The sequence below is a fragment of the Marinobacter sediminicola genome (assembly GCF_031157525.1).
GTDB lineage: Bacteria > Pseudomonadota > Gammaproteobacteria > Pseudomonadales > Oleiphilaceae > Marinobacter > Marinobacter sediminicola.
The window spans coordinates 385,748-398,112 of sequence record NZ_JAVIXR010000001.1 but is presented as its reverse complement, the minus strand read 5'-3'; the positions used below and the strand labels follow the sequence as shown (position 1 = coordinate 398,112).

Annotated in this window: 10 protein-coding genes and 1 tRNA gene; 7 read left to right on the top strand and 4 right to left on the bottom strand. The window is 52.2% G+C overall.

Translation table 11 applies throughout. The annotated features are described in order from the left end of the window. The first annotated feature begins 180 nt into the window (after window positions 1-180). The 5 genes from RG807_RS01800 to RG807_RS01780 all read left to right on the top strand — a co-directional run bounded on the left by RG807_RS01800 (window position 181) and on the right by RG807_RS01780 (window position 4,782). Window positions 181-1,272 (top strand): hypothetical protein, encoded by a 1,092-nt coding sequence (locus RG807_RS01800; protein ID WP_309043314.1) that lies wholly within the window; start codon window positions 181-183, stop codon window positions 1,270-1,272. 35 nt (window positions 1,273-1,307) lie between these two features. Beyond that, the gene (locus RG807_RS01795; protein ID WP_309043313.1) at window positions 1,308-2,396 is read left to right on the top strand and encodes a hypothetical protein; all 1,089 of its coding nucleotides are present in this window, start codon (window positions 1,308-1,310) and stop codon (window positions 2,394-2,396) included. Between the two features lie 118 nt (window positions 2,397-2,514). Next, window positions 2,515-3,465, top strand: coding sequence for a DMT family transporter (locus tag RG807_RS01790; protein WP_309043312.1), 951 nt, complete (start codon window positions 2,515-2,517; stop codon window positions 3,463-3,465). Between the two features lie 239 nt (window positions 3,466-3,704). Beyond that, on the top strand, window positions 3,705-4,538 hold the full coding sequence (locus RG807_RS01785; RefSeq protein ID WP_309043311.1) for a vWA domain-containing protein: 834 nt from the start codon (window positions 3,705-3,707) through the stop codon (window positions 4,536-4,538). Between the two features lie 167 nt (window positions 4,539-4,705). Then, window positions 4,706-4,782 (top strand) — tRNA-Val (locus RG807_RS01780). A 72-nt stretch (window positions 4,783-4,854) separates the two neighbouring features. Here RG807_RS01780 and RG807_RS01775 read toward each other — a convergent pair. Then, window positions 4,855-8,025, bottom strand: coding sequence for an Ig-like domain-containing domain (locus tag RG807_RS01775; RefSeq protein ID WP_309043310.1), 3,171 nt, complete (start codon window positions 8,023-8,025; stop codon window positions 4,855-4,857). A 13-nt stretch (window positions 8,026-8,038) separates the two neighbouring features. After that, window positions 8,039-9,358, bottom strand: a complete 1,320-nt coding sequence (locus RG807_RS01770; protein WP_309043309.1) for an OmpP1/FadL family transporter — start codon at window positions 9,356-9,358, stop codon at window positions 8,039-8,041. 309 nt (window positions 9,359-9,667) lie between these two features. Here RG807_RS01770 and RG807_RS01765 point away from each other — a divergent pair, with 309 nt between their 5' ends. After that, the gene (locus RG807_RS01765; RefSeq protein WP_309043308.1) at window positions 9,668-10,135 is read left to right on the top strand and encodes a c-type cytochrome; all 468 of its coding nucleotides are present in this window, start codon (window positions 9,668-9,670) and stop codon (window positions 10,133-10,135) included. 31 nt (window positions 10,136-10,166) lie between these two features. On the opposite strand, the gene RG807_RS01760 is transcribed toward RG807_RS01765, so the two are convergent. Next, entirely contained in the window at window positions 10,167-10,850 is a 684-nt protein-coding gene (locus tag RG807_RS01760) for a cytochrome b/b6 domain-containing protein (protein ID WP_309043307.1), read from the bottom strand. A gap of 108 nt (window positions 10,851-10,958) precedes the next feature. Here RG807_RS01760 and RG807_RS01755 point away from each other — a divergent pair, with 108 nt between their 5' ends. Then, window positions 10,959-11,354: a glutaredoxin family protein gene (locus RG807_RS01755; protein WP_309043306.1), complete on the top strand. Its 396-nt coding sequence runs from the start codon at window positions 10,959-10,961 to the stop codon at window positions 11,352-11,354. Between the two features lies 1 nt (window position 11,355). Here RG807_RS01755 and RG807_RS01750 read toward each other — a convergent pair whose 3' ends face one another. Continuing rightward, window positions 11,356-12,363, bottom strand: a complete 1,008-nt coding sequence (locus RG807_RS01750) for an NAD-dependent epimerase (protein ID WP_309043305.1) — start codon at window positions 12,361-12,363, stop codon at window positions 11,356-11,358. Window positions 12,364-12,365: the final 2 nt, after the last annotated feature.

Genomic DNA, 12,365 nt, shown 5'->3' with positions numbered 1-12,365 from the left:
AAAATAAGTTAATAAGGAAATGTAACCTACATACAACTTTATAGGAAATTAATGAGTCCCGGTGGTTTTGACGCTTTTGTGGAGCATGTCACATGAATTCTCGGCGAACCGGCACTTCTTGACTATATTTTAGCCAGTACGGACTAACCGGCACTACACCTGTCGGACACCACAACAACCATGAAGGTCAAATGGATGCTCCCGAAGGCACTCACAATAAGTTTATTAGCTGTTGCCTCCACAGTGATAGGCGCCGGGTATCTATTGTCGGAGGAAAACCGCTTTGCTTTTAGCTGGGACTCAAAGACTCAAGAAAACAAAGGCAAACACGAAACCCCGGGCTCTGTAACCGCCAAGTCTGCTTTAGCACCGCTGGCCGCCTCTCAGAAAAAGCCACCCTCAAGCAATCCTGTCGAGTTTATGTTGGCAAAAGTATCAGATGAATATGCTCAGTCTGTTCGTTATCCACCTTGGTCGGTGCCCTTAACCGAAGCCCAGGCAAAAGGTTATCGTGGCAACCATTACGAACCCGTGGTGCTGCCGCTTGAAAATAGCGGCCAGTTTACTGTGACGCTCGACAAGTTCCGTTTTACTCGAGGCGAGGACATACTTGTTGTCGCATCGCTGCAGGGGCCACAAGTAATGGGTTACTCGCTTGATGCAAGCCTCGAACACACAGACTCCAGAGATTCTGCAGGCAGCACAACTCTGGAGCAGGATGACCAAACCGGGTACTACCAAGGCAGCTTGAGCTCCGACCAAGAGCCTGGAGACTACCGGCTCCTCGTAGAGGCGACGGTGGATGGCAAACCTGTTCGGCACGTCTCCAGTCTTACTATTGAGCCTTACTTAGGAGACTTTGAAGGGCTTGAGGATTCTTATCTGAGTAACAACAACCTTGTAATTCCGGTTACCTTTTCGCCGCAGGATCCCGGTTTCTTTGCATTGTCTGCCCAGCTCTATAACGGCCAGCAGCCTGTCGCCCAGCTTCAAGCCGAGAGACGGCTTGACCGCACTTCAGACACCATTTCACTAAAAGCTCACGGCACTGTGCTTGCCAACAAACCACTCAATGGAAAACTCCAACTGCGCAACTTGCAGATAAGGCAACTGCCAGCAAAACCTGGTGACCGCACTCACTACGCCTACGGTCCCGATGAAGGATATGACTTTGAGCCGCCGAGTCTTGATGATCTTCGTGACACTCCAGCGGTAAATCCCGAATCAGAACAGCGTGCAGCTTTACTGAAACAGTTGGCTGACAAGTTCTGAGTTAGCAAAATAATAACCAAGCAAACGGAGCAATCATGACAATAAAAAAGAACCGAAATGCCTGTAAAATTGCGCTTGCTGCGGCTCTCACCAGCAGCATGATGGCCGGAACTGCCCAGGCCCAAATCGCCGGGCACAACGTTATACTGGTCCACGGATTCCAGATGGAAGATCTCGCGACTCCTCCCGCCGATCTACAGGCGATCAGAGACGCGGGAGAGGATTACTGGCGAACATTTTGGCTGTCACGGTCTGAAGCGCGCATTGACTGGCCCAGCGATGGCCGTGTAGAAGGCAGCATTGCGCAAAGAGCCTACGAACAAATGCGCGAAATCAGCCAGCAGGGTTTGTGCGACAATTTTTGCATAATCGTGTCGCACTCAACCGGCGACCTGGTTACACGTTATTTACTGGAGAACCAGGCACGCTGGCTACAGAACGAAGGTTTGCCTCCGCTGAAGATCCTGGCCTCCATAGATTACTCTGGCGCAGGGGGTGGTACCGAGTTAGCTAACCTGGCCGTAAATCTCGCGTATAACCCCACCTGGTATAACTGGCCTTTGCGCGCCGCGGTTCAGGCGTTCACGGGAATAGATCCAGAGCCTGGCAAACTCGGTGTAGTCAATGATCTGCAGACCAACACCGCAAGAAATCTTGCGCTGAGCCCCAACTCTATCCCAAGGCTCAGGTTCGTCGCAGGCGGCTCATCCTACGGCGGCATCACCAAACCATTTATTTCAGGCACCGACGATGGGGTTGTCCCAACCCATTCAGCGTGCGGCGCCACCTCTGCGCAGGGTATCGATTCCTGCTCTGGTAATCTCAGCCTCGCAGGCAAAGTAAGCTCCCAGAATGGCCCTTCCGGCCTCTATTACAACCACTACCCGGTGCTTATGAATGAGGGAGTGAGCCATAGCGGCGTACTGGGTTCTGAAACCGGAAACATCTCGGTACCGGTTGTGAACAACACTACTCTAAACGGCTTACAGGTTGATTTTGCCAGCAGAACTTATGGTAAGCGCCCCTGGTGGAAACTGTGGGGATCCAAAGACCAATATATAGAAGTGCCAGGCTCGGATCAGATCGATATGTCTGCACTTGTTTACACGACACTTAACAATTAACAGCCACCGACTCTAAATAGTCCACAGGGTTCAAGGACGAGCCCGCTTTCCTTTTTACTTCGCAAACTATACATTGTGGGGCAATACCACTTCCAAAACTCTGGTGCTTCCCTACACCATGTCCGACTCGCACAAATCTGATTTGCTCCTCGTAGCCGTCACCCTGCTTGCCGCCGTAAGCTGGATTTTTTCCAAAGAAGCCATTCTCCTCATGCCGCCACTGCTGTTTATGGCACTGCGCTTTCTGGTTGCCGGTGGCTTTCTGTCTCTCTTCGCATGGCGTGCCCTCGCCCACCTCAGCGCCGACCAACTCAAACGTGCAATTGGCGTCGGCCTTGTGTTTGGCATCGCCATGAGCTTTTGGGTCATGGGCCTGTTTCACGGTACCAGCATGGGTGAAGGGGCCTTTTTAACGAGCCTTGGCGTTGTGATCGTACCCATTATTGCGCGGCTGGTTTTCAAAGAGGTTCAGCCCGCGAGTACCTGGCTGGCCATTCCTGTAGCCATCGCGGGGCTCGCTCTGCTGTCCCTTCAAAACGGATTTAAGCCGGAGCCCGGCCAGATTTTCTTTGTAGTGGCCGCAACGATTTTCGCTCTGTATTTCACTCTCAACACCCGGGCGGCGAATCAGCGCTCGACTATAAACCGCAAGGGCGAGTCGGTCGAAAAGCATCGCATCCCAGCCCTGCCTTTAACAGCCATCGCACTGCTAACCGTCGGAGCACTAACTCTGCTTGAATCGGTGCTGATGGAGCCTTGGCGGCCAACCTTTAGTGACCCACCCCCTCTTCTGATCTGGTGGGTGCTCGCCAGCGCAATTGTAGGAACAGCCGGGCGCTTCCTTGTACAAACCTATGCCCAAAGCCTGTCTACTCACAGTCATGGTGCCGTTATTCTGGTATTGGAGCCTGTATGGGTGTCGCTGTTTGCGGCTGGCTGGTTTGGCGAAACCATGGCGCCGATGCAACTCGCCGGTTGCGGATTAATCTTCGCGGCGCTGATTGTTAACCGGTGGAGTGCTTTGAGCAAAGCGCTTAGGGCATCACTTAGAAAGGGTAAAACCTACTGATCCGTCATAGTCTAAGCAACGTCAGGAAATCATACACTTTTCGTCGAAATCATCTCCTAACGATACCCGAAAGCACGCCAACTTGCTGTTTTTATTACCCTTTATAGACAGCCAATAAAGTAGGCACAAAACATGCAAGGTTCTGATTGAGCTGAGATCCAGCCAAACGCAAGCTTTCCCGATCTCATGATGTACGGCCGGAAGCCTGCTATGCACTCAATCTGGAAGAGATGACGATCATGAAACTAAAAAAATTACTGTCCGGACTAGTCTTCGGAGCCGCAATTGTCGCAACGCCTGTTCATGCTGCGCCCATCCTCAGTGACATCGTATTCGTTGTGGACGAGTCGGGGTCTATGGGAAATGTTCAAACCAACCTTAGAAATAACATTGGATTGTTTGCCAGTATCCTGACCGGAACAGGCCAGGTTGATGCCCAGTATGGTTTGGTAGGTTATGGTGACCGCGGCGTGTCGCCACGCATGCTGACCGACTTCGCAAACGCTGGCGACTTTTCAACCGCAGCAAATGGATTGCGTACCAACGGAGGCACTGAGCCTGGCTATCTGGCGACAGCCTTCGCTTTAAACGCGCTCGACGGTCAATCAGACCTCTTTTCCTTCCGTTCTAATGCCGTAAAAAACATCATCATTTTGACAGATGAGCCGAACAACCCGAACAATTCCTCATTTTATGGAACTGTCGGCGGCGCGAACGTAGATAGCTCTGTTCTCGACAGCATCCTCACCGACAACAACGCGCTTTATAATGGCGTTTTGAGAGGAACGAGCACCATCAACTCGTACAGCAGCTTGATAACTGGTCATGGTGGTACCGTATTCGACCTGAATCTGTTTAACACTAACGACGCCAGCGTTGTGACGGCTTTTGTTACTGATTTCGCCAACAAGAAGTTGCAGGAAACGCTAGATTTCTGTGACCTGAACCCGACTGATCCCGCATGCCTGCCGACTCAAGATGTTCCTGAGCCTGGCACTCTTGGTCTGTTGAGTTTGGCACTTGGTGGACTAGTATTCAGAAGGCGCCTGAGCAAGTTCACAGCTACTTCTTGATACCTTTAGCCGATGGGGTCGCCTGATCCCGTCGGCTTATTTTACACCTCTGATTACCTCCCAAACCTATCGCCCCACATCCTACCTGCACAACGAATCGGCCATCTTTCCTAAAGAGGTTGACCACAAAGCTTAGAATCAGTATATTTCGCCCCGTTGCAGAACATAGGACCATAGCTCAGTTGGTTAGAGCGCTACCTTGACATGGTAGAGGTCCCCAGTTCGAATCTGGGTGGTCCTACCAATTCCTGCAAGCAGACATGAAAAAAGTCACTTAGGCGCAAGCCAAGTGACTTTTTTGGTTTTGGGGCGCCTTTTACGGCGCCACCTGAAACCCCTCTGGCATCTGCTTGACCGGCAGCGATATTAAATTCAAGTTTGCGCCACCTGCCGGGATGGTTAGTGATAGCTCTACCAAGCCCTTGAGCACTTTTTCAAACCCCACGTTTGCCTTTAAATTGACCACATTCAAGGTCTCCAGTGTCACCAGCAAGCGCCCATCATCGATGAGCCGGACAGGCCCTGAAAGCTCCAGTTCAAACTCTGTGCTGTAGATATCATGCTTCAACAGGCTGTCGGTTTGCCCAAACAACTTGAGATTCGGAGCGTCCAGGTAGGCTGGTGCCGTGGTTCTGAATCGAAGCCTGCCGTCCGCCCCCTGATCAATCATGCCTACTATATGGCCTTCCGGATTATCCTCAGTCACAACGTGACGCATCCTGACAATGGCCGGCCCTGTTACCTGCTCCCCAAACACTTCCAAAAACACACTGATCGGGGTGGTAGCAATTACCGTAGGGTAGACTTTGACTTCAATTCCTTCGTCTCCAAAAACACTCGGGTCAATCGGCCCTGCCAAATCAATGTTCAGCCCGTAGGTTTTATACAAAAACTTGTTCTCCGGGCAATCCCCGCTTTGCGATGGCTTACACCCAATTCTTGCCGGCAGTAACTCCAACCCCACGACCTTCGCAGGGCCGCCCGACAAAATTGTGGTCGCATTTTTACTGGGTTTGTACACCGTTGGTGCGCTCTGCCCCGCAGGGTAAGGTTCATGGTCGAAGGGCTCCAGGCAGTCAGATGCGGAGTTGCAATCAATGACGTAATTGGAGTTCGCATCCCGCACAGGCACACTGCGTAGTGGTACAAATACATGGTCGGTCTGAGGTGCACCGCGGAAATATATTTCCAGATCCGGGCCGCCAATGTCTTCTGAATTGACAAGCAGGTCTGTTTGAAGAGGGAGCCCAAGTCCGTTCTGGTCTGTCTCGGAACAGATTGCGTTATCGCACCCCCCGCCCTGGCTAGACGCCAATGTATATCGATACAACGCATCCCTCTGCCATGGCTCGGTCGGGAAGAACCGAATGCGCTGGTTGCTGAACTCCAGTCGACCGGGCACGTTTTCGACACGCGCGGTGCCATCCTCGTTAACCGAGTCCACCTTGAACGTCTCCCCTAACCGCACCGTGCTTTCATCCAGGGACTGGGAAAACAGCACCGATATCGGGCGATTTGCAGGCAACCTGCTTAGAGGTATCACTTCTCCCAAAGGCCCGTCAATTGCGCCATCTACACACTGGCCATGCTTGTTATTTGCCAGATCCAAACCCACTGTCACGCAGGGATAACCCGGGTAGGTGGTTAGAGGAAGTGGTGAGACCTTTGCAACACCCGTTCCCAAATCGGGCAATTCAAACTCGAGAACCTGCTGGGGGAACCCGTTACCTGCGAGGTCGGTCAGGTTGGAATTAAGCTCTACAAAGTAGGTCACACCGTGCTTCAGCCCGCCCTCCGGATTGAGGCTCACCGATGAGCCATCAACACGGTAGTTGACCGGTACTTCACTTGCTCCAGCTTTCAGGATGACACCAGTTGCCACAGAAGATTCCAGAATCGGCTCATCGAAAAACAATGTCACGGGGTCGCCAGGCCTGTGGAGTTTGCCCATGTCAAGCGCGAAGTCTTTCTCTCCAAGGGTGCCGGGAGACCAACTCAACAATCCAGGCGGTTCCCGATCAGATTCCCGGTCATCAAACGCCGCCAGTTGCGCGTCAACTGAGGTATCACCCGTAATCTGAAAAGCGATCGTGGAGTCCGCAACTTCCCTGCCCAAAAGGGCTGGTTCAAGTACACCGAGTACATCAATCTTGAGTAGACCGTCTTCAACCTGTGCAATTCCAACAAGCTCCGCATGCAGCAGGTTCTGCGTTAACGCCGCGTTTGGGCTCGCCATCTCGGTGCTCATGGAGACATCGATAAACAGCCGCACGTGGCTAGGCGCATGTATATCATCTGTGTATGGATTGGGAATCAGATAACCCGTTGCATCTGTGATCATCGTTATGACAAGTGCACCGGTGGTCTGGGTCTGCCCCGTGCGCTCATCCAGAACAGGCACGGTTCCATTAGCCCTTACACCAACGGAGCTGCCCGTAAGGCGCGTGCCCCTTGGCACACGGATCGGCAAGGCTTCATCTGCGCCAAATGCTGGCGCGAACGCAAGTTCGCTGTACAGGCCGCCACTGCTTTCGGATACGTCAGTGTTACCCAGCAAAACCGAGTTCAATATAACGCCGTTGACCGGTTGCCCGTTCAGCTTGGACAACACCAGTTCTGCATTGCCCTCAGTGATACCCGGATCGGTCACATTCTGAAACTGGACAACGGTCGGCTTGGTTGATTTGGCGTGGAACTGACTGGCATAGGTTAGGCGCTCCCCGGTTATTGCCGGGAAATCTTTAACTGAAAGTGTATAGCGTTCGCCGCCCGTTAAATTATCACCCGGCAAACCACAGTTATCTGCGCCTTCAGCGATGCAGGGGTCTAATGTGATACGACGATCCTGAACAAACACGTTTGCGGGAACTTTATCCCCTTGCGCGTCCAGAAGCTCAATGGTGCCTCCCAGCACCTGCCAATCAGGATGCGCAGGATGAGTTAGCTCTATACGAAATGAGGCGAAATCAGAGGGTTCGAACAGGGTGTTCGGTGCAGGATTTATAGTGGCCACTGCAAAGTCCTGCCCTGCGGAATCAACATTTTTGAATCCGGTGAAGCCTCCGCGGGTTATAAACTGAATGCCTGGCGCATCATTGGCGAGATTGTCATTCAGGTTCCGTATTTCCCGACCATCCTGAGCCAGAACCGGATTATTGAAAACCACTTCATAGTTGGTGCCCGTCACCAGAGGCTCAGCAGGCGTTAATAGCACACTGTACCCATCATCAATGCTTGTGATGACATAATCGACATCGCCTACCTCAGAGCGCAATCTCGCGCTGCGCTGCAACGAGTCAGAGTCGACGGGTTCAGAGAACCTGAGAACTACGTCGGTGGCCGGGCTAACATTGCGTTGCCCATCCGTAGGGTATGAGTAAACGAGATCAGGGTTGGCGAGCTTAGGCGTAAGCTCAAGAGTGTCACTATCGCTGCAGGCAACGATAAGCGAAGCCAGAAGAGGCAACGTCAGAAGTCTATGTTTCACAGCGAAGCCCACCTTAAAATTTGAGCGTAATTGAAGTGCTGACGACATGAATATTGCCGTCGGCTGTGACAGATGTTTCGTTGCCACTTCCATCAACAATCAGGAAATCCCGATCAATCAACTGCTGATACTGATACGCAAAATCGAGACGTACGGGGTAGCTGAAAACGTGCGTGCGGTCATACACGGCTGCAAACCCGAGCCCGATAACAGCCCTGTCTGTATCGTAGTAATTGAGACCCGGGTTGCGTTCAGTGCGAAGCGGGGAGGTTTCGTAAGCAAGGCCCGCACTGACCAGATAGGTTCCGTTTAGCTGGTATTCGGCCCCTACTCGCGGAATCAACACATCGTCGAACTGAATGCGTTCAGAGGGGGAAAGCTCGGCTTGGTCCTTAATGGTATCCCCGGCAAACTCATCAACAAGTTCAGACCAACGCTGCTGTTCAATCGACACCGCTGCTCGCCAGCGTTCACCTGAATACTGCAATCCAGCGGAGTAAGTTTCCGGCTGAAACGCTTCTATCGTCGTTACGGCCACCGATAGCCCCGGATCCGGAACTGTGTTATTGACCACTACATTGGCTTCGACCGACGTGGACGACGACGACTTGGTTCTGTAAACGAGGGCTAATTCCCAGCCATCCCAAAAACAATCGCCGTCACAAAACAGCTCAGCAGGCTTTATGGTTGTACCCAGAATCGCCTTCAGCGACGGCTGGGCGTTGACGTTCAAGCGCTCCTGGCGCATATCACCCGTGAGCGTTGTTTGGGTTTCCAGTTCGGCGGATGCTTTCAGGGTTAACCTGAACGAAGCACCGACGGAGATACCCTTAGCAACATGGGTTCCGACGCCGGCATTCAGAAACATGGGCTGCTTTCCAAACTGTAAATACTGCCCGGTGTCCGACGTCTCCGACCGAAACGCCATCATTTCCTTGCCGTACTTTTCCAGGCCAAGAATAATACCCACGTGTAGAGGGTGCCTGTCACGGGTGAGCGAGGCGAGATTCGATTTAAACCCTAACAGAACATGCTGTGTTGGTGCGTTTGCAAGCACATTTCCACGGGCATCCGACCGGGTGGTTCGAAGCTCCTGCTCTGCGTGGAGAATGCCCGCCGTCAACTCTCCACGCTCATCGGCGGTAATGTAGGAAGGGTTGTAGTAGGTTGCAGACACTTCCTCGGTAAACATCGAAAGCCCCTGCGCAGTTGCTATGTCCTGGGGCATAAGCCCATAGCTGGTGCCCAGGTTGCCCATACCGGCCTGCGCCGATGGCAAGGCAAGTCCACAAACTACCGTGGTGCATATTAGCCACACCGCACTTCTTGCCATGTCCACCATTCCTTGTTTTATTAGAATTTTTGCGTAGATGTTGTTCGACAATCCGGCATTCTTGCAACCAAGCTGGGGGACTACAAGGGCATATTGTTACCCGAGCACTGGCCAATACTGCCACTGTCTTTTTGATGGGCTTTCTGTATGCCGGGGGGACGAACGCAGTCGGGCTGAACCTACAACGAACGGACTGACCGGCTTGGATCCGCGTCCAGAGGTAAGATTATTAGGGTATAAATCGGGCTGTATCTATGGAATCATTACAACAGTCAAGCCACAGCACCTTACACAATGAGAGAGTGAAGCATGCGTAAGTCACCATTTATTCTAGCCTTGGCAATGAGCGCCGCCGTATCAGCACCGGCTGTTGCCCAATTGGATGTAGAAGATCAGATTGAAACACGCCAGAGTGCATTTACGTTTGCAGCCTGGAATATGGGAAAGATTAAGGCTCAGGCAATAGATGGCAGCGTTGCCTATAACGAGCAGCAGATGCTGGCTGCAGCCAATGCCATTGCCGCGGTGGCAAACTCAGGTTTGGGTGGCCTTTTTGGCCCCGGTACTGCCAACGACAAAAATGAGAACACAAGGCTATTGCCTGTGTTTTTTGATAAGCCAGAAAAAGCTCGAGAAGTTGCTATTGGCTTTGCCCAAGCCGCGACCAAGCTTCAGGAAGTCGCAGCCAACGGCGGTGGCAAGGGCGCCCTAGCGGCTCAGTTCAGTGAAGTAGGTAAGTCCTGTAAGGCTTGCCACGACGAGTTCCGCGCCGAGTAAGCCATACTCTTGGAGCCCTCTCTATGGCTACTCACCACCCCAGATCGGGTGGCGGCGGCGGAGGGGGCGACAAAAGCCCTCCAGTCGCTACCCATACTGCGAACGCTGCCACCGCCAATGCGACAACGAAAGCCAACGGCCCACCGCCTGCCCTTTCCTCGGCTTGCGTTTCTTCGACTTTTTTACGCCCGCTGACCATTGGTGTGATGAGATTATCTTTTTTAACCAGCGTATAAAAAAGTACGCTGGCAATATGCAGGCCTATCAGGCCGTAGATAAACCATTCAGTGAACTTATGCCAGGAAGTAATGGTGTCGTTCCAATCCGAAGACACTGCACGGTAAAGTGGCCCATTGAACGCTATGGCGTCTGTAGCAAACAGTCCTGTAACCGCCTGAAAGCCCAATAATACGAGCATGGCCAGAACTGAAAGGGCACCCAAAGGGTTATGCCCTAGTCCTTGCCAGTCACCTTTCAGATACACGCGAATGGCAGATGGCTTCGGAACAAAGTGCAAAAAGCGGGCGTAAGTCGAGCCTAGTACACCCCACGCCAATCGAAAGCTAATCAAGCCCACAATGGTGATACCAAAGCGTTCATGCCACAACATCCAGGTACCCCCAAGGCTGACTGTCACCAGCGAACCTGTAACGGCAACCACCAGAAGCCAGTGAAAGAGTCGTGTGGGCAGATCCCACAAAGCGATCGACTTCATTTTCGGTTCCTTATAAAACTGACATAGACAGGCTTAATACCCGAAACCATACCGGTTTTGCTTTATACTGCCCACTGAATTTCACGTATCAAATTAAAGGTTTATACAATGCGAGTGGTCATCCGTTATTTTTTCCGGACGTTGCGTCTTATTCTCACGCCGTTTGTTCTGTTGAGCGAAAAGCTTGGTGGTGGAAAGCCCATGGAGCGTAGCCCAGAAGACCAGAAGGAAGTTGATGCCGCCTGCGAGAACCTTGCGCTGTATCAGTTCAAGACCTGCCCTTTCTGTGTGAAAGTAAGAAAGCAAATTGCGAGATTGAATCTCAATATTGAAAAGCGGGATGCACAGCACAACGAAACCCATCGGACTGAGTTGGAGCAAGGTGGGGGCAATATAAAAGTGCCCTGTTTGCGGATTCAGAATGAGGATGGCAGTGAGCAGTGGATGTACGATTCCTCTGACATTAACACCTGGCTAGAGCAGCGTTTCGGAAACCCAGCCTGAATCACACCTGGTAGAAGTCGCGATACCAGTCCACAAACTTTGCGATGCCCTCTTCCACCGGGGTTTCTGGCTTGTACCCTACGTCACTGATCAAGTCATCGACATTGGCGTAGGTGGCAGGCACATCACCTGGCTGCATGGGTAGGAGATTCTTTATCGCTTTCTTACCCGTTCTCTCTTCGATAATTTCGATGAAGCGAGACAGCTCAACGGGATTGTTACTGCCAATATTGTAAATACGATAAGGCGCCTTGCTGGTGCTCGGATCTGGCGCTGCCCCACTCCACTTCTCATTAGGCTCTGCCACCTGATCGAGAGTGCGAATAACGCCTTCTACAATATCGTCTATATACGTGAAATCGCGCTTATGGTTGCCGTGATTGAATACATCAATCGGCTCACCCGCGAGTATTTTCCTGGTGAAGATAAATAACGCCATATCCGGCCGGCCCCAGGGGCCATATACCGTGAAGAATCGGAGACCCGTAGTTGGCAGCCGGTACAGATGGCTGTATGTGTGGGCCATCAGCTCATTGGCCTTTTTTGAGGCCGCGTACAGACTTAACGGGTGGTCCACATTATCGCGGACAGCAAAAGGCATAGCCTCGTTGGCGCCATAAACAGAACTGCTGGATGCGTAAACCAGGTGTTTCACATCATTATGGCGGCAGCCTTCAAGGATATTCATAAAACCAACAAGGTTGGCATCCACATAGGCGTTTGGATTTTCGATTGAGTAGCGCACACCTGCTTGGGCAGCCAGGTGCACGACTCGCTCAGGGCGATGCTTTGCGAAGATGTCTGCCATCACAGTGCGGTCGGAAATGTCCTCGCGTACTTCTGTGAATCCAGGGTGTCCGGTCAGGCGTGCAAGCCGGGCTTCCTTGAGATTAACATCGTAATAGTCGTTAACGCAGTCAACGCCAATTACTTCATCTCCCCGCTCAAGCAATCGATGCGCTAGCTGCGCGCCGATGAATCCCGCGGTGCCCGTTACCAGAATCTTCACAA